Origin of the sequence: Cupriavidus sp. L7L (assembly GCF_004353535.1) — a bacterium.
Taxonomy (GTDB): Bacteria; Pseudomonadota; Gammaproteobacteria; order Burkholderiales; family Burkholderiaceae; genus Cupriavidus; species Cupriavidus oxalaticus_A.
The window spans coordinates 1-16460 of sequence record NZ_SMNY01000050.1 but is presented as its reverse complement, the minus strand read 5'-3'; the positions used below and the strand labels follow the sequence as shown (position 1 = coordinate 16460).

At 68.4% G+C, this 16460-nt stretch carries 17 protein-coding genes, 1 rRNA gene and 1 pseudogene; 11 read left to right on the top strand and 8 right to left on the bottom strand.

Features of this window, described 5'->3' with window-relative positions; genetic code table 11:
- Window positions 1–25: 25 nt before the first annotated feature.
- Window positions 26–727 (bottom strand): glycine zipper 2TM domain-containing protein, encoded by a 702-nt coding sequence (locus E1J61_RS32330; protein ID WP_133097927.1) that lies wholly within the window; start codon window positions 725–727, stop codon window positions 26–28.
- 174 nt (window positions 728–901) lie between these two features.
- Complete coding sequence (locus E1J61_RS32325) at window positions 902–1360, bottom strand: MarR family winged helix-turn-helix transcriptional regulator (protein WP_133097926.1); 459 nt, start codon at window positions 1358–1360, stop codon at window positions 902–904.
- A 210-nt stretch (window positions 1361–1570) separates the two neighbouring features.
- Here E1J61_RS32325 and E1J61_RS32320 point away from each other — a divergent pair, with 210 nt between their 5' ends.
- Together E1J61_RS32320 and E1J61_RS32315 are read left to right on the top strand one after the other, a co-directional pair.
- Window positions 1571–2134 (top strand): YggT family protein, encoded by a 564-nt coding sequence (locus E1J61_RS32320; protein WP_133097925.1) that lies wholly within the window; start codon window positions 1571–1573, stop codon window positions 2132–2134.
- Between the two features lie 159 nt (window positions 2135–2293).
- Entirely contained in the window at window positions 2294–2587 is a 294-nt protein-coding gene (locus E1J61_RS32315; protein WP_133097924.1) for a hypothetical protein, read from the top strand.
- Window positions 2588–2641: 54 nt separating this feature from the next.
- On the opposite strand, the gene E1J61_RS32310 is transcribed toward E1J61_RS32315, so the two are convergent.
- The gene (locus E1J61_RS32310; RefSeq protein WP_133097923.1) at window positions 2642–3661 is read right to left on the bottom strand and encodes a LysR family transcriptional regulator; all 1020 of its coding nucleotides are present in this window, start codon (window positions 3659–3661) and stop codon (window positions 2642–2644) included.
- Window positions 3662–3721: 60 nt separating this feature from the next.
- Here E1J61_RS32310 and E1J61_RS32305 point away from each other — a divergent pair, with 60 nt between their 5' ends.
- Both E1J61_RS32305 and E1J61_RS32300 read left to right on the top strand, forming a co-directional pair.
- Window positions 3722–5344, top strand: a complete 1623-nt coding sequence (locus tag E1J61_RS32305; RefSeq protein ID WP_133097922.1) for an MFS transporter — start codon at window positions 3722–3724, stop codon at window positions 5342–5344.
- 203 nt (window positions 5345–5547) lie between these two features.
- Window positions 5548–6384, top strand: coding sequence for an IclR family transcriptional regulator (locus E1J61_RS32300; RefSeq protein WP_133097921.1), 837 nt, complete (start codon window positions 5548–5550; stop codon window positions 6382–6384).
- Window positions 6385–6414: 30 nt separating this feature from the next.
- On the opposite strand, the gene E1J61_RS32295 is transcribed toward E1J61_RS32300, so the two are convergent.
- Window positions 6415–7263, bottom strand: a complete 849-nt coding sequence (locus E1J61_RS32295) for a phytanoyl-CoA dioxygenase family protein (RefSeq protein WP_133097920.1) — start codon at window positions 7261–7263, stop codon at window positions 6415–6417.
- Between the two features lie 250 nt (window positions 7264–7513).
- On the opposite strand from E1J61_RS32295, the gene E1J61_RS32290 reads away from it, so the two are divergent.
- From E1J61_RS32290 to E1J61_RS32270, 5 genes and pseudogenes are all read left to right on the top strand, one after another.
- A complete protein-coding gene (locus E1J61_RS32290; protein ID WP_133097919.1) occupies window positions 7514–8440 on the top strand; it encodes a MoxR family ATPase in 927 nt (308 codons plus the stop codon).
- 5 nt (window positions 8441–8445) lie between these two features.
- Window positions 8446–9513, top strand: a complete 1068-nt coding sequence (locus tag E1J61_RS32285; RefSeq protein ID WP_133097918.1) for a DUF58 domain-containing protein — start codon at window positions 8446–8448, stop codon at window positions 9511–9513.
- Window positions 9510–11483, top strand: coding sequence for a DUF3488 and DUF4129 domain-containing transglutaminase family protein (locus E1J61_RS32280; RefSeq protein WP_133097917.1), 1974 nt, complete (start codon window positions 9510–9512; stop codon window positions 11481–11483). The genes E1J61_RS32285 and E1J61_RS32280 overlap by 4 nt, the downstream gene beginning before the upstream one ends.
- 31 nt (window positions 11484–11514) lie before the next feature.
- The gene (locus E1J61_RS32275; RefSeq protein WP_133097916.1) at window positions 11515–11985 is read left to right on the top strand and encodes a MarR family winged helix-turn-helix transcriptional regulator; all 471 of its coding nucleotides are present in this window, start codon (window positions 11515–11517) and stop codon (window positions 11983–11985) included.
- A pseudogene (locus tag E1J61_RS32270) lies at window positions 11982–12373 on the top strand (MFS transporter); the annotation flags it as partial. The gene E1J61_RS32275 and the pseudogene E1J61_RS32270, both read left to right, overlap by 4 nt.
- 351 nt (window positions 12374–12724) lie before the next feature.
- Here E1J61_RS32270 and E1J61_RS32265 read toward each other — a convergent pair.
- Together E1J61_RS32265 and E1J61_RS32260 are read right to left on the bottom strand one after the other, a co-directional pair.
- Window positions 12725–13057, bottom strand: a complete 333-nt coding sequence (locus tag E1J61_RS32265) for a hypothetical protein (protein WP_133097915.1) — start codon at window positions 13055–13057, stop codon at window positions 12725–12727.
- Window positions 13058–13292: 235 nt separating this feature from the next.
- The gene (locus tag E1J61_RS32260) at window positions 13293–14762 is read right to left on the bottom strand and encodes a DegQ family serine endoprotease (RefSeq protein ID WP_133097914.1); all 1470 of its coding nucleotides are present in this window, start codon (window positions 14760–14762) and stop codon (window positions 13293–13295) included.
- A gap of 170 nt (window positions 14763–14932) precedes the next feature.
- On the opposite strand from E1J61_RS32260, the gene E1J61_RS32255 reads away from it, so the two are divergent.
- Complete coding sequence (locus tag E1J61_RS32255) at window positions 14933–15421, top strand: MarR family winged helix-turn-helix transcriptional regulator (RefSeq protein ID WP_133097913.1); 489 nt, start codon at window positions 14933–14935, stop codon at window positions 15419–15421.
- Window positions 15422–15454: 33 nt separating this feature from the next.
- Window positions 15455–15877, top strand: a complete 423-nt coding sequence (locus E1J61_RS32250) for an organic hydroperoxide resistance protein (RefSeq protein ID WP_133097912.1) — start codon at window positions 15455–15457, stop codon at window positions 15875–15877.
- Between the two features lie 50 nt (window positions 15878–15927).
- Here E1J61_RS32250 and E1J61_RS32245 read toward each other — a convergent pair whose 3' ends face one another.
- Together E1J61_RS32245 and rrf are read right to left on the bottom strand one after the other, a co-directional pair.
- Entirely contained in the window at window positions 15928–16197 is a 270-nt protein-coding gene (locus E1J61_RS32245; protein ID WP_063241085.1) for a GIY-YIG nuclease family protein, read from the bottom strand.
- Between the two features lie 104 nt (window positions 16198–16301).
- A 5S ribosomal RNA gene (gene rrf, locus E1J61_RS32240) occupies window positions 16302–16415 on the bottom strand.
- Between the last annotated feature and the right edge of the window lie 45 nt (window positions 16416–16460).

Here is a 16460-nt window from a genome sequence, read left to right as displayed (position 1 = left end):
GGGAGCGCCATCGCATCGGCATCGGTCAGTACGGTACCGCCACGCCGTTCTCGACCTTGACGCGGTCGCCGATGCGCATCTGGTAGGCGTTGGACTGCGTCAGCGTCAGGTAGGCGTTGTCGCTGGTGCGCACGCGCAGGCGGTAGGCCGGCGCGCTGGTGCCGGTGCGCTTCTCGACCTCGTTGCCGGCCACCGCGCCTACCACGGCGCCGCCGATGGTCGCTACCGTATTGCCGCGGCCGCCGCCGACCTGGTGGCCGAGCAAGCCACCGACGATGCCGCCGACCACCGCGCCCGCGCCGCTGGTCGAGGGCGGCTGGCCGGCAACCACTTCGATGGCCTCTACCCAGCCGTAGCGTACGCCGTACGCCTGGTTGCCGTAGTTGCTGTTGCCATAGCCGTTGCTGTCGTAGCCGCCGTCCGGATATTGCTGCTGCGGATACCCCTGTTGCGGATAGCCTTGCTGCGGATATTGCTGTTGAGGGTAGCCCTGCTGGGGATAGCCCTGCTGCGCCGGGTAGCCGCTGATGGTGGTGCCGCTGGTGCCGTAGTTGCCGCCATAGCTTCCACCATAGCTGCCGCCATAGGCGGTATTGGTGCCGTAGCTGCCGTAGCCGCTGCCATACCCCCCGCCATAGCCGTTGTCATAGCCATACGGCGTGGCACACCCGGCGAGCGCACCGGCGCCCAGCACCGCAAGCACAACCGAACGAAAGGGGATGGACATGGCTCGACTCCTGCGCACTGCGCTTATTGATGATGGTGATGAATGCGCGCGAGTCTAGGGCCGCGCGCGGGCGGCGGGTGTCACCGGAGCTTTTGATTGGTAACCGCCTGTAACCGGATCCGTGGCGCCCGGTTGGCACCCGGTTGGCACCCGGTTGGCGCTCGGCTGGCAGGCTCAGCCGCGCTCGGCGCCGTCGTCGTTGAACTGCGTGATGCGTGCCACGCGGAAGGTGTTGCGCAGCGATTCCAGCTCGGTCCGGTGCAGCATCGCCAGCCGGTTCAGGCTGCGCTCGCCCTTGGCCAGCAGGTGCACCTGCACCACGCGCCGGTCCTCGGGATTGAGGCGGCGCTTGACCAGTCCGGCCGCCTCGCAGCGGTTGACCAGCGCCACCACGCCGTGCTGCTTGGCCTGCAGTCGTTCGGCCAGCTCGCCGATCGAGGCCCACTCCTTGTCGGCGCTGCCGCGGATATGCAGCAGCAGCAGGTACTGCTGCACGGTCAGCCCTTCCTCGCGCGCCGCATCCTCGGAAAACCGCAGGAAGCGCCGCAGCTGGTAGCGGAAGTCCGAGAGCGCCTCGAAATCCGCCTTGTTGAGCGGCGCAGGGTTGCGGGACGAGGCTGGCTTGCTGGGCATAGGACGAGACGGAAGAACGGCGCAAGGCGCAAAAAAAACGGGGACGTGCCCGCCGCCGGCGCAGTGCGGCCGCGGGCGCTCGCAATTATAGGGCGGCGCCGGCATGTTGGACGCGCCACAGGCACGCGTCCCGGATGTGCCGACGTGACGCCGGGCTATGGCAGAATCTGTGCGGTTGCAGACACCCTAACCCCACCGGAAACCGCATCGATGTTTACGGAAATCGCCCTCTTCCTGCTGGATACCATCTTTACCTTGTTCGGCATGGCCCTGCTGCTGCGCGTCTGGATGCAGCTGACGCGGCTGCCGACGCGCAACCCGGTCTCGCAGGGCGTGTTCCAGATCACCGACTGGCTGGTGCGGCCGCTGCGCCGGATCATTCCGGGCGTGGGCGGCATCGACTGGGCCACGGTGGTGGCGGCCTGGCTGACGGCGGTCGTGTTCCTGCTGCTGGTCGCGCTGCTCAGCGGCGCCGACCTGCTGGCGTTCCTGCCGGCGGTGCTGCTGACCGCGTTGCTCTATGTGCTGAAGTGGGCGATCAGCCTGGTGATGTGGGTCACGCTGCTGATGGCGATCCTGTCGTGGGTCAACCCGCATTCGCCGATCACGCCCGCCATCGACCACCTGACCGCGCCGGTGCTGCGCCCGATCCAGCGCGTGGTGCCGCGCCTCGGGGGCTTCGATGTCTCGCCGCTGGTGCTGTTCGTGATCGCGCAGATCCTGCTGATGGTGGTCGCCAGGCTGGGCGCGAGCGTGTTCAACATGCATTTTTGAGGACCGCAGGCCGCTGCGATGGGGCCGGCACTGGCCGGCGCACTGTCCAGATGTCTGGACAGTGTTTCGAGAATTGACGCTTTTTCTGCTTAGTGTGAAGTCCTACATTACAGGCAACGTGGCGCTGCAGCCACGCACCCTGCCAAGAAGGACCACACCATGAAGACCCTCGCACAACCCCGCAACCTGGCGCTTTCGCTGCTGTGCGCGGCCGGCCTGTCGTTTGCCGCCGCTGCCGCGCACGCCTCTGAACCCGTTTCCGATATTGCGCGCCTCGACGGCGGCATCGCCCACGCCAGCAAGGCCGATCCTTTCCTGGACGGCGCTCGATATGCCTTCCGGAACGGCCGCGCCGATCCGTTCACCGACGGTGCCAGGCAAGGCAAGGTCGATCCGTTCACCGACGGCGCCGCCATCACCGACCGCCGCGACAGCTTCACCGAAGGCGCCTGAGTCTGCGCGTTTTCCCTTGCCACGGCCTTGCGCCGTGGTGGCCCGCCGGCGTCCTCAACCCGCTGGCCGGGCCTCTCCCTGTGCCAGGCCGCTTCCGTCCGCCTGCGCGTCGTCTTCGGGCCCAGCGCCCTCCCTCGCCCACTCGCCGGGCTCGATCCCTTCCAGGCCTGGCTCGGGCCCCAGCTCCGACACCATCATCGACTCGATCGCTTCCATGAACACGCGCACCTTGCGCGGTTGCAGGCGCCGGTCCGGCAGCAGCGCGAACACGCGCAGCGGCGGCAGCGGGAAATCCGGTAGCACCCGCACCAGGCGGCCCTGCGCGATCTCGGCCTCGCAGTAGTTCACCGACAGCCGCGCGATGCCGAGGCCCGCCAGCGCGCCCTGCAGGCGCAGCTCGGCGTTGAAGGTCTGCATGCGTGGGCGGATCGGCACGGAGACGGTCTCGCCGTCGCGGGTGAATTCCCACACCGTGTCGCCCGGCGTGGTCAGCGTCGGCATGTTGGCCAGGTCTTCCGGGCGCAACTGCGCCGGCAGGCTGTCCGCCAGCGACGGCGCGGCGAACAGCCCGCGCTCGACGTGGTAGATGCGGCGGGCCACCGTGCCGGAGTCGGGCAGGTCGGCATCGACGATGACGAACGCCACGTCAAACCCGTCGCGGATCGGGTCGACCAGTCCCTGCGTGATCTCGACCGCCACATCCAGCGCCGGATGCGCGACGAGTGTGCGGCAGATCACCCCGCCCAGTTGCTGGGCGCCGAATTCATAAGGCGTGGCGATGCGCAGCACGCCCTGTACGCGCTCCTCGCGCGCCAGCGTTTCCTGACGGATCTCGCGCAGCCGCGCGAACAGCGGCGCCACATCGCGATAGACGGCCTTGCCGGCATCGGTGAGGCGCATGCGCCGCGTGGTGCGCTCCAGCAGCTTGGCGCCGATGGCGGTTTCCAGCCGCGCCACCGCGGCCGACACGCGCGACTTGGGGCAATCGAGCTGCTCCGCCGCGGCCGTGAACGTTCCCTGCTCGACGACGCAGCAGAACGCTTCCCAGTCGTTCCATTGAATTGTTTGATTCACCGGACAATGTTTCCCTGACAGCCTGTAGTTCTCGGCGGCAGGCGACATTATGCTTGAGCGATGCAACAAACGCCTGTCCCGGCTGCACCGGACGGCTCAGCCCCAGCGCTGGCAACATCAGTCCCGGCAGCCCTCGCCCCCGCTACGACACCGGCCTCCGCCCCAGCACACCCCCGCATGCAACTCGCCAGTCACCCCGAAATGGGTCACTGGCGTCTTTCATTGTTCGGCCTGACGCTCGGCCTGGTCACCGGCATCGACTTTTCTTCCACGTTGATGATGGGCGTGGCCAGCCAGCATATCCAGGGCGGCGTCGGCGCCGCGCCCGAAGATTACCTGTACGCGGTCTCGGCTTATGCCGCCACCGCGGTGCTGATGAACATGGTGCTCGACCAGGTCGCGCGCCGCATCACGTACAAGCGCTTTACGCTGGTGTCGCTGGTGGTGTTCATCCTGGGTTCGCTGATCTGTGCCGAATTTGCCAGCCCCACCGGGCTCATCTCCGGCAAGGCGGTGCAGGGCCTGGGCGCCGGGGGCCTGTTCGCGGCCTCGCGCATCCTGGTGCAGCTGGTGTCGACGCCGGCCGAACGCGGCGCGCTGATGCTGCGCTTCGGCGGCGGCGCGTTCTCGATGCTGGCGCTCGCGCCGTGGCTGACCAGCATGTTCCTCGACGATATCGGCTGGCGCGCGGTGTTCCTGTTCCAGGCCGGCATTGCCTTGCCGGTGCTGCTGTCGGTGGCGCTGACCTACCCCACGCGCGCGCCGCGCGACCGGCATCCGCCGGTGTCGACGCTGGACTGGCCCGCCGCGATCGCCGCCGCGGCCGGCGCGCTGGTGTTCCTGCATACGCTGCAGGAAATGCGCTACACGCGCTTCTTCAGTTCGCTGGAAATGCCGCTGGCGGCGCTGTGCGGGCTGGCGCTGTTTGCCTTCGCCGGCTGGCGCCTGTACCGCCATCCCGACCCGTGGATCGACCTGTCGCGGCTGGCCGGGCGCCAGTATCTCTACGGGCTGGGCTTCTACACGCTGTATTACCTGATGTCGTCGGCATGGGCCTTCCTGCTGCCGTCGCTGACGCAGACCGGCCTGGGCCTGACCTTCCGCACCACCTGCATGCTGCTGGCAACCAGCGGCACGGTGGCGACCATCGGCGCCATCGTCATCACGCTGGGCATGGCGCTGGTGTTCCGCAAGCGGCGCGTGATCGCGCTTGGCTTTGTCTTCTATGCCTGCGCAGCGATGCTGTTTTCGCACCAGCTGATGCCGGGCGCCCCCGACTATGCGCTGGTGCCGGTGGTGCTGCTGGAAGGGCTGACGCCGGTGCTGCTGATGGTGCAGGTGGCATCGATGACCTACCTGGAGGTGCCGGTCGAGGATTTCTCGCACGCCTACCAGTTCAAGAACGTGTGCAAGCAGATTGCCTCGGCCGTGGGCACCGGCCTGGCCAGCGTGTTCATGCAGGACGGGCTGGCCGAGCACCGCACCCACCTGGTCGAGCAGGTCACGCGCTTCAACCCGGCGCTGCAATCGCCGGATGCGCTGTCGGCCTCCGGGCTGGCGAAGATCTCGCTGGAAATCGACCGGCAGGCCACGCTGCTGGCAGGTATGGACATGCTGCATGGCTTCGCGGTGATCTGTGTGCTTGGCGCGGTGTTCGTGCTGGTGCAGCGCAGCTTCCGCTAAGACGCCTCTCCAGCCCCCGATAACAAGGGAGGCGGTGCAGGAGACAGCATGGCGGCGGCGTTCCGAGCGGGCGCCGCCGGGGCCATGCCGCCATCCCCCGCTGGTGGTGAGCCATGGGGGCCGGCACTGGCGTTGTGCCGGCATTTCCTCTACCCTTTCGGCCTTTCCGTGCCAATCCGGCGACCCGCGCCGGTGCTACACCGATGGCCAGTTCCACCGACTCCCCCCGCGACGCGCAGACGCCCCAGGGCGCAGGCAGCGCCGCCGCGCCCGAGAAGCCAAGCGACAGCTATGTGCAGTCCTTTGCACGCGGGCTGTCGGTCATCCGTGCCTTCAATGCCCAGCACCCGGCACAGACGCTGACGGAAATCGCCCAGGCCAGCGGCCTGACGCGCGCGGGCGCGCGCCGCATCCTGCTGACACTGGTGGGACTGGGCTATGTGCAGGCGGACGGGCGGCTGTTCCGGCTGACGCCCAAGATCCTCGACCTCGGCTTTGCCTACCTGACCTCGATGCCGTTCTGGAACCTGGCCGAGCCGATCATGGAGACGCTGTCGCAGCAGGTGCATGAAAGCTGCTCGATCTCCGTGCTGGACGGAACCGAGATCGTCTACGTGCTGCGCGTACCGGCGCGCAAGATCATGACCATCAACCTGTCGATCGGCAGCCGGCTGCCGGCGTATTGCTCGTCGATGGGCCGCGTGCTGATGGCAGGGCTAAACGAAGCCGAGCTGGACGCCGTGCTGCGCGCCAGCGAACTGCGCGCGCGCACCAGCCGCACCGTGACTGACATCGAAGCGCTGAAGACCATCGTCGCCGATATCCGCACGCGCGGCTGGGCGTTGAACGACCAGGAGCTGGAAGAGGGACTGGTGTCGCTGGCGGCGCCGATCCGCAACCGCGCCGGCCAGACCATCGCCGCGATCAATATCAGCGGCCAGGCCAATCGCACCAGCGCGCAGGAAATGCTGGAGCGCTTCCTGCCGCCGCTGCTCGAAGCTTCGGAAAAAATTTCGGGGCTGGTCGGGCTGCGTACCTGAAGGCCGGCCCCACCACCCGCGCCGGCTGCCTCAGCCGGCCACCGGCAGCGCCACGCTGCCGAACTCGGCCGAACGCGTGCCGTCCAGCGGCCGGTTGCTGGCGCCGAAGTAAGCAAAGGCAACCGACAGCTTGACCGCGTTGGAGGCATTGCGGCCCGCCGCGTGGAACAGCCGGCTGTCGAAGAACAGCACGTCGCCGCGGTGCAGCGCGAGCGGCCGCGCCGCCTGCAGCAGCGGCTGGCTGGCGGGGTGCGCCTCGATCAGGAATTCCGCGGGATCCAGCTGGCCCGGCTCCAGCGCCGCGCGGTGCGAGCCCGGAATGACGCGCAGCACGCCGTTGCTTTCATCCTCGTCGCCCAGCGCCAGCCAGACCGTCACCAGCTCGGGCTTGGCAAACGACCAATAGCGCGTATCGCGGTGCCAGCCGGTCTGGCTGCCGTAGTGCGGGTGCTTGGTCATCACGCAGTTGTGGTGCGCCAGCGTCAGGCACGCGGGTTCGCCCAGCAGCGCCTGCACCACCGACACCAGCTTCGGAGCGGTAGCCCAGTCGTGGAACACTTCGTCGCGGCCGTAGGCCTGGCGCAGCCGCCTGACGGTGCCGCCGCCGGCGGCGTCGCGCGCGGCCGGGGCGCCGGGATAGCCCAGGTCGGCCTCGAACTCCACCGGTGGCACCACCGCCGCCAGGTGCCTGCGCGCCACCGCTTCCAGCGCGGCGCAGTCTGCCTCGCTCCCGAAGCCGCGCAGGATCACGAAGCCGTTGGCATGGAAGGCCTGCGCCAGGCGCAGCAGCGCGTCGGAATCGGCGGCGCCGGGGGTCAGCACGGCAGCCGCAGGGAGGTCGGCACGGAGGTCGGCGGAGGGGTCCAGCGAGGCAGTCATTGCAGCGGGCAGCGGAAGGAGAAAGAAATACGGTTGGGCCGGCGGTGGCCCGACAGGCTCATGATGCCAGAACCGGCGCAAACTGGCGCAGCCTGTGCGCCATCCGGGTGCATCGCCGCCGGCCCGGGGTGTCTCCGTTCGGAAACAGACGGTGCCGCGTGCCGCGCACGCCGCTACAATGCGCTGCACTGCGTCCCCGTTTTTGCCGCCGGTCCGGCTCCCTTCCAACTCCCTTGCGCCGAGGTCCAACGTGACTGCTCGCCCACGCATCGTCGCTTCGCTGGCCGAGGCCCAGGCCCAGCTGGGCCGCATCGTCCTTGGCAAGCCGCAGCAGGTCCGGCTGGCGCTGGCCTGCATGCTGGCGGGAGGCCACCTGCTGCTGGAAGACGTGCCCGGCGTGGGCAAGACCACGCTCGCGCATGCGCTGGCGCGTACGCTCGGGCTGCAGTACCAGCGCGTGCAGTTCACCAGCGACCTGCTGCCGGCGGACCTGATCGGCGTCTCGGTGTTCGTGCGCGATGCGGGCGAATTCCGCTTCCATCGCGGCCCGGTGTTCGCGCAGGTAGTGCTGGCCGACGAGATCAACCGGGCGCCGCCCAAAACCCAGAGCGCCCTGCTCGAAGCCATGGCCGAGCGGCAGGTGACCCATGACGGCACCACGCACGCGCTGCCGGCACCGTTCTTCGTGATCGCCACGCAGAATCCGCTGGAGCAGCTGGGCACCCATGCGCTGCCTGAATCGCAGCTCGACCGCTTCACCATGCGCGTGTCGCTGGGCTATCCCGATCCCGCCTTCGAGCGCGTGCTGTACCTCGGCGGCGCCAGCGCGGCGGAAGCCACGCCGGTCATGGATGCCGCGCAGGTGCTGGCCCTGCAGCAGGCCGCCGCGCAGGTGTACGCCAGCCCCGCGCTGGTCGATTATGTGCTGGCACTGGTGCAGGCCACGCGGCGCCACAGCGGCTTTGCCGCCGGCCTGTCGCCGCGCGCCGGGCTGGCGCTGCTGGCCTGCGCGCGCGCATGGGCCCTGCTGGCGCAGCGCGAACTGGTGCTGCCCGAGGATGTGCAGGCGGTCTTTGCCGCCGTTGCCGCGCACCGGCTGCTGCCGGCGGGCGGCGGCAGCCCCGCGGCGGTGGACGGCGAGCTGGCGGCGCTGCTTGCCGGCGTGGCCATTCCCTGACGCCCATGGCGAGCGATCCGCTGGCGGCGCCGCACGACAACCGGAACGCGGCCGCACACCATCGCCTGCCCTGGCCAGGCCTGTTCGCGTCCGTCAGGCTCTTCCGCCAGCGCATTGCCGCGCGCCGGCCGTCCGGCGGCACCGTGCGGCTGGACCGGCGCCATCTCTATATCCTTCCCGCGCGGGGCGGCATCGGCTTTGCCGTGCTGCTCGGCGCGATGCTGCTGACTTCGCTCAACTACAACATCAGCCTGGGCTTCGCGCTGACCTTCCTGCTGGCCGGCATCGGCATGTCATGCATGTGGCTGGCCTACCGCAACCTGCTCGAACTGGCGGTGAGCGCGGGCACGGTGGCGCCGGTGCATGCCGGCCAGCCCGCGGTGTTTGCGCTGCGCGCCGACAACGCCGACGCTGGCGCCCGCATCGGCATCGAGGCGCGCGTGCCGGCGCTGCCAGAAGTGGTGCCGGCCACGCTGACGCTCGATGGCCACGCCAGCGGCACGCTTGCACTGCACGTGCCGGCCCCGCGGCGCGGGCGGCTGGTGCTGCCGCGCGTGGTGATCAGCAGCCGCTTCCCCTTCGGGCTGTTCCGCGTCTGGAGCCATGCGGACCTGCCGCTGTCGACGCTGGTCTACCCGGCGCCGGAAGTTAATGCACCGCCCCCGCCCGCCGCGTATCGCCCTGGCGCGGATGACGCGGGACCTGCCGCGTCATCCGTTCCGGGCGACGACGGCATCGACCAGCTGCGGCGCTACCGCAGCGGCGACCCGCTGCACCGGATCGCGTGGAAGCACAGCGCGCGCACCGGCCGATGGCTGAGCCGCAGCGGCGATCCGCCGCAGCGCCCGGCGCGCTGGCTCGACTGGCAGGCGATGCCCGCGGGCATGGACGCCGAAGCGCGGCTGTCGCGGCTGTGCGCCTGGCTGCTGGCCGCGCCGGACGATGCGGAAATCGGCCTGCGCCTGCCGGGCCTCGAATTGCCGCCCGCATGCGGCGCAAGCCATCGGCGCGCCTGTCTTGAAGCGCTGGCGTTGTGGCCGCAGTATCCAACGCGGCCCGGAGCCCGCCGATGAACGCCGTGGCAAGGCCGCTGCGGCATGAAGACCACGGCATGCTGCTCGGCCAGCTGGCGCTGGTGCTGGCGCCGCAGGCGCGGACCTTGCCGGTGTCGGTCAGCCTGCTGTTGTTGCTGCTGCTGGGCTGGCGCTGGCTGCTGTGGCGCCGGCGCGCGCCGCTGCCGTCGCGCTGGATGCTCGGCACCACCGCGCTGCTGGTGCTGCTGGTGGCCAGTGCGCTGGCCTGGCAGGCCGGCGGCGGCGTGGGGCGCGAGCTGGCGGTGGCGCTGCTGGGTGCGTTCGTCATCCTCAAGCTGCTGGAGTGCCGCGCGCTCGGCGATGCCACGCTGGTGACGCAGTTGTCCTTCTACCTGCTACTGACGCTGTACCTGTCGGACCAGCCTTTCTGGCTGGCGCTGTACAGCCTGGCCATCGGCGCCTGGGTGTTGCGCAACTGGCTGCTGCTGCACCACCCGGAGGCGCGCAGCCGGCTGGCGATCTGGCCGATGCTGGGCCGCATGGCGCTGCTCGGCCTGCCGTGGGCGGTGGCCATGTTCGTGCTGTTCCCGCGGCTGGAGCATCCGCTGTGGCAGCTGCCGCAGTCCGCGCCCACCGGCACCACCGGCCTCAGCGATACCATGCGGCCAGGCAGCGTCGGCCAGCTGATCCGCTCGCCGGCGCTGGCGCTGCGCGCTGAAGTCGCCGGCCCGCCGCTGCCTGCCGCGGCGCTGTACTGGCGCGCGCTGGTGCTCTGGGGGTACGACGGCACCACCTGGCGTCCGGCGCGGCAGCGCCTGCACGCGCAGGCGCCCGCACCTGCGATGGCAGTGGCTGGGCGTGGAGTCGACTACAGCATCACGCTCGAGCCCAGTTCGCAGCACTGGCTGCTGGTGCTGGACCGCGGACAGGCCCTGTCGCCATCCGCCGACGCCGCCGTCACGCCAGATGGCGAATTCCTGTCGCGCCGGCCGGTGGACCAGCGCATCCGCTACCAGGCGCGATCGACGCTCACGCCGGCACCGGAGGCGCTGGATGCCGCCACGCGCCGGCTGGCGCTGGCCCTGCCCGCAGGCAACCCGCGCGCCCGCGCGCTGGCGTCAACCTGGGCCGCGCAGCACGCCGATCCCGCCGCACGCGTGCAGGCGGCACTGCGCCTGTTCGCCGCCGCGCCGTTTGCCTACACGCTTAGCCCGCCACAGCTCGGCGCGGAGCAGGTCGACAGCTTTGTGTTCGACACCCGGCGCGGCTTCTGCGAACACTACGCCAGCAGCTTCGTCTTTCTGATGCGCGCCGGCGGCGTGCCGGCACGGGTCGTCACTGGCTACCAGGGCGGCGAATACAACCCCATCGGCGGCCACTACGTGGTGCGCCAGTCCGACGCCCACGCCTGGGCCGAAGTCTGGCTCGACGGCCGCGGCTGGGTGCGCGTCGATCCCACCAGCGCGGTCGCGCCCAGCCGGATCGAGCGGGGCCTGGACGCCGTCCTTGGCGCCGAGGCCGCGGCCTGGCGCCCGGCGCACCAGCCGGGCTGGCTGCAGGATGTCCGTTGGGCCTACGAGGGCATGGTCTACCGCTGGCAGCGCTGGGTGCTGCAGTACGACCACGCGCAACAGGCGCGCCTGCTGGCCACCCTCGGCACGGGCGCCAGTGCCGGGCAGCTGCTGGCCGGCGCGCTCGGGGTGCTGTGCCTGCTCGCACTGGTGCCGCTGTGGCGGCGCCGGGAGCGGGCCGATCCGCTTGACGCAGCCTACGACCGCTTCTGCGAACTGTTGGCCCGGCACGGCTGCGCGCGCGCGCCGGCCGAAGGTCCCCAGGACTTCGCCGCACGCGCCAGCACCCGACTGCCGCAGGCGGCCGCAGCCATCGCGGCGGTTGCCGCGGCCTACATCGGGCAACGCTATGGCAATGCCGATCCGGCTCACGTGCGGCAGGCGGCGGAGCGCATGCGGGCGGGTACGCGGGAGATCGCGGGCGCGCTGCGTCGGTAATCAATCCGTCGCCAACGCATTGCTGCCCGCCATGAGTTTCGAAGCCCGCATAGATCGCTATTGCGCCAACCATCCCGAAGCGCCGCGCGACCTGATCCTGGCCTCGCGCTTGCTGCTGCGCGCGCATATCGACCAGGCGCTCGCCCCCTTTGAGCTGGACTTGAACCAGTACCTGGTGATGAGCATGCTGTCGGCCGACGAAGGCCAGCCCAGCATGGCGTCCGAGTTGGGTACGACACTGGACGTCACCCGCATGCAGATGACGCGGCTGCCGGACGGGCTCGAAGCGCGCGGCCTGCTGCGCCGCCAGGCGTCGGCGCAGGACCGCCGCGGACTGGGACTGACCCTGACCGCGGCCGGACGGCGCCTGCTGGAGCGGGCCGCGCCGGTGGTCCACGCCGCCTACGGCGAGGCCTGGGCACCGGTGGGCGCGAGCGGCCTCGCCGGTGCCACCCGCGCGCTGACGCAGTTGCACCGGACCCTGCAAGCCCTGCAGCCATGACGGCCGGCACATCCTGGCGGCCGCTGTCGCGGCTGCGCGTCGACATGCGCTGGCTGCGCTGGCTCAGCCACCGCCAGCGCCAGACGCTGCTGATGATGCTGCTGGCGCTGGCCACCGGCGTGGAGTTCCTCGAGAACATCATGTTCGTGTTCGCGTCGAGCCATATCGTCGGCGGCATCGACGCCGATCCGCGCACCTTTGCCCCGGTGCAGGCGGCCTACGCCGTCGGCAGCATGCTGATGATCCTCAAGCAGCGGTGGCTGTTGCGCCGGTTTGGGTACCGCTATTAGCTGACCGGCGCCCTGCTGCTGTTCATGGCCGGTACGCTTGCTGCGGCCACCGGCCATACGCTGGCGCAGATGTGGCGGCGCGTTTTGTCCAGGGCGTGCAGCAATGGGGGGCGGCGGTGCAGGCGGCGCTGTCCGCGCGCGGCTTCGACATGGCACAGGCACACCAGGGAGCACTGGCGCAACTCGCAGCGATGGTCGAGCAACAGGCCAGGCTGATTGCCTGCGAGGATATCTACCGGTTGATTGCGGTGCTCGCGCTTGGCGCGGCGGCGTTTCATGCTGGCGCAGCGGCGTCTGGCCTGAAACGCGCGCATTTTCCCGCCGTCAGTGGCGGAACGCTGGATTGACTGCAGGGCGAAGGAATCGGGGAGGTGCGGAGTCGCCGCGCAGCGGATGATGGCGCGGACGGGTCGCAGTGCCGGCAGAGGCGGCAGCGGCGAAATACCTGCTCAGAACAGCGACAGCTGGCGCATGCCGAAACCGATGGTTTCTTCGACGCGCGCGCGTGCGTGGGCCAGCGATCCTTCGGCGCCCGAGTAATTGCCTGCGGCCCAGTGGTAGACCACGGGAACTTCGCCGCGCTCGGACAGGCGCACCTCGCCAAGCTTGTCGCCGCGTTCATTGCGGTAGAAATGCGAGCGATAGCCGCGCTCCCAATGCGGGGCGACTACTTTCTTGCGCCGCCGGGGCTTCGGCGCGGAGCCGGCCGCCGACGTCGTTGACGCCAGTCGCCGCGCTCTATCGGTACCCGGCGTTGTGGCGCGGGTGAAATCCAACTGCATAGACTTCCTTTTTGTCGATTCAGCAGAACCAGGGCCGGCGGGGGCTACCGCCGCATGCTTCGTGCATCGCAGTCGAGATAATACCTGTTGGCGCGCCTTCTGTAAGTAATTGGTTGTGCGGAATGCCGCTTCCCATAAGGCTTAGCGGGCCGTATACCGGTCGAGGTATACGGCCCGCGTTAACCCAAAAGCCTTGTCTGTTAACGATTAGCGGGTAGCGCCGGCGCGCCCGGTGTCAGCCGATATCGAGCGGAATAAAGATGCGGGCATCGTCGCGCTGCACCAGCAGCGCCACCTGCTTGCCGGACTTTGCCACCAGCGCTTTCAGCTGCTCGGCCGAAGTGATCGGCGTGCCGTTGAGCGACAGGATCACGTCGCCCGGCTGGATGCCAACCCGCGCCGCTGGCCCGGCCACGCCTTCGACCACCAGGCCGCCTTCGATGCCGCTGTCGCGCTTTTCTGCCGGCGACAGCGGACGCACCGCCAGCCCGAGCCGGCCGCTGGCCTCGTTGGTGCCGCCCTTCTGCGCCACCGCCTGGTCCTTGGCCGTGCCGATTTTCACCGACAAGGTCATCGGCTCGCCCTTGCGGATGATCTTCAGCGAGCTTTGCGTGCCGGGCTTGAGGTCGGCCACATGCTCGGGCAGGTCGCCCGAATGGTCGATCACGTCGTTGCCCAGCTGCACGATCACGTCGCCCGGCTTCAGGCCGGCTCGCGCTGCGGGACTGTCCGGCTCGACCGAGTTGACCAGCGCGCCGGTCGGCTTGGACAAGCCGAACGATTGCGCCAGCGCCTGGTTGACTTCCTGCACGCTGATGCCGAGGCGGCCGCGCGTGACCTTGCCGGTCGCCACCAGCTGCTGCTGGACCTTGGTGGCCACGTCTATCGGGATCGCGAACGACAAGCCCTGGTAGCCACCGGTCTGGCTGTAGATCTGCGCGTTGATGCCGATCACCTCGCCACGCTGGTTGAACAGCGGGCCGCCCGAGTTGCCCGGGTTGACGGCCACGTCGGTCTGGATGAACGGCACGTAGGTATCGTCAGGCAGCGAGCGCGACTTGGCGCTGACGATGCCGGCAGTCACGGTGTTCTCGAAGCCGTACGGCGAACCGATGGCCAGCACGGGCTCGCCGACGCGCACCTGCGAGGGATCGCCCAGGCGAACCGTCGGCAGGTTCTTGGCATCGATGCGGATCACCGCCACATCGGTCTGCGGATCCGTGCCCAATACCTTGGCCTTGAATTCGCGACGGTCGGTGAGCTTGACGGTCACCTCCTGCGCGCCGTCGACGACGTGCGCATTGGTCAGGATCAGGCCGTCAGGGCTGACGATAAAGCCGGAGCCCAGGCCGCGCACCAGTTGCTGCTGGCCACCTTGCGGGCCCTGGAACTGAGGGCCGAAGCGCTTGAAGAACTGGAACAGCGGATCGTCGGGATCGATCCCGGGCGGCATCTGCGCGGCGGTGCGTTGGGCGCGCGCGGTCACGCTGATATTGACCACGGCGGGTCCATATTGCGCAACGATGCCGGAGAAGTCCGCCGGCGTGGCCACGGCGGCCGCTGGCTGCGTGGCTGCGACGGACGTCGGCATGGGAGCAGCGTATCCGGGCGTGACGACTTCCTTCTGCAGGTAGGCATACCCGCCGCCCAGGGCGGCGAGGGCCGCAATACCGACGGCCGTGCGAGCAATGGTCTGGCGAATCATGTCAGGGTCCTTTCGTAGAAGATCTGGCGTCGGCACTTTGCGACGCGACGGGATCATGCTAACGACCGAGACTTAAAACAGGCTTAAGGTTACGAGTGCCTTGATTATCACTTTTAGCGCAGGTGACAAATTTATGTTGCGCACAATTCAATTGCGTATAATATATCGGCATGGAACGCGACAACGATGACACCTCGAATTGGCTGCTGCTCGATCGGCAACTATGCTTTGCCCTGTATTCGACGTCGCTTGCGATGACCAAGCTGTACAAGCCCATGCTTGGTGAGCTTGGACTCACTTATCCGCAATACCTGGTGATGCTTGTATTGTGGGAGACTGAAACGCTGACGGTATCGGAACTGGGTGGTCGCCTTGCGCTGGATTCCGGCACGCTGACACCGTTGTTGAAGCGGCTGGAAGCCACCGGCCTGGTTACCCGCAACCGCGACACCGGCGACGAGCGCCGGGTACTGGTGCGCGTGACCGAGGCCGGTCGGGCCCTGCGCAATGCAGCCGAACGCATTCCTGAACAGATGTTGTGCGCCACGCAGTGCCCGGTCGAAGAAATCCAGGCCCTGACGCAGCGCCTGCATGCACTGCGGTCCACGCTGGAAGCAGCGCGTACCGATTTCCCACCGCCGCACGACGGCAAGCCTTGATACGCCCCTGCGGGCAACCAAACGGAGCCTTAAATGAAACTCGAAAAAGTCGTTTATACCGCCCATGCCAAAGCAACCGGCGGCCGCGATGGCCGGGCCACAACCTCCGATAGCCAACTCGACGTCAAGCTGGCAGTGCCCAAGGAAATGGGTGGCGCCGGCAACGGCCTGAACCCGGAACAGCTGTTTGCCGCTGGCTACTCGGCCTGCTTCCTGGGCGCGATCCGGTACGTGGCCGGCCAGCAAAAAATCAATGTACCGGCAGAGGCTTCGATCGAAGGCGCCGTCGGCATCGGGCCGATTCCGCAAGGTTTCGGCATCCAGGTCGAGCTGAAGATTTCGCTGCCGGGCTTCGAACGCGAAGCGGCGGAGAAACTGGTGGAGCAGGCTCACCAGGTTTGCCCGTATTCGAATGCCACCCGCGGCAATATCGACGTGACGCTGACGGTCGTCTGATTCCGCGCCCAGACAAAACGGCCAGGATCGCCTAGCGGTCCTGGCCGTTTTTATTTTGGGTCTTCGTGCTGCGCACAGAACGCGCGCTTCTGCGCCGCACTCATCCGCTTGATCTCGATTTCCGCCTTCAATGCTTCCGATTTGGTTTCAAAACGCAACCGCACCATGACCCGGATGGGCTTGCGCGAACGCGTATATTTGGCCCCCTTTCCCGACAGATGCTCCGCAAAGCGCCGATCGACGTCGGTGGTGATCCCGGTATAGATCGAGTCACCGGTGCATTCGAGCAGGTAGAGATACCAGGCGCAGTCGTCTGACATGGAATGAAAGGTCTAAGCGAGCCGATAAACCGCTGATAAACTCGAAGCCGCCAAAGCAAAAACCCCTCGCAGCACACGCTGTCGAGGGGTTTTGCACAATAAGAGCCTGGCGATGACCTACTTTCACACGGGTAATCCGCACTATCATCGGCGCGGAGCTGTTTCACGGTCCTGTTCGGGATGGGAAGGGGTGGTTCCAGCTCGCTATGGTCACCAGGCATGAGGGGTTGTGGCGCTGGGGTTCAAGCCAGCGTCACGAATCG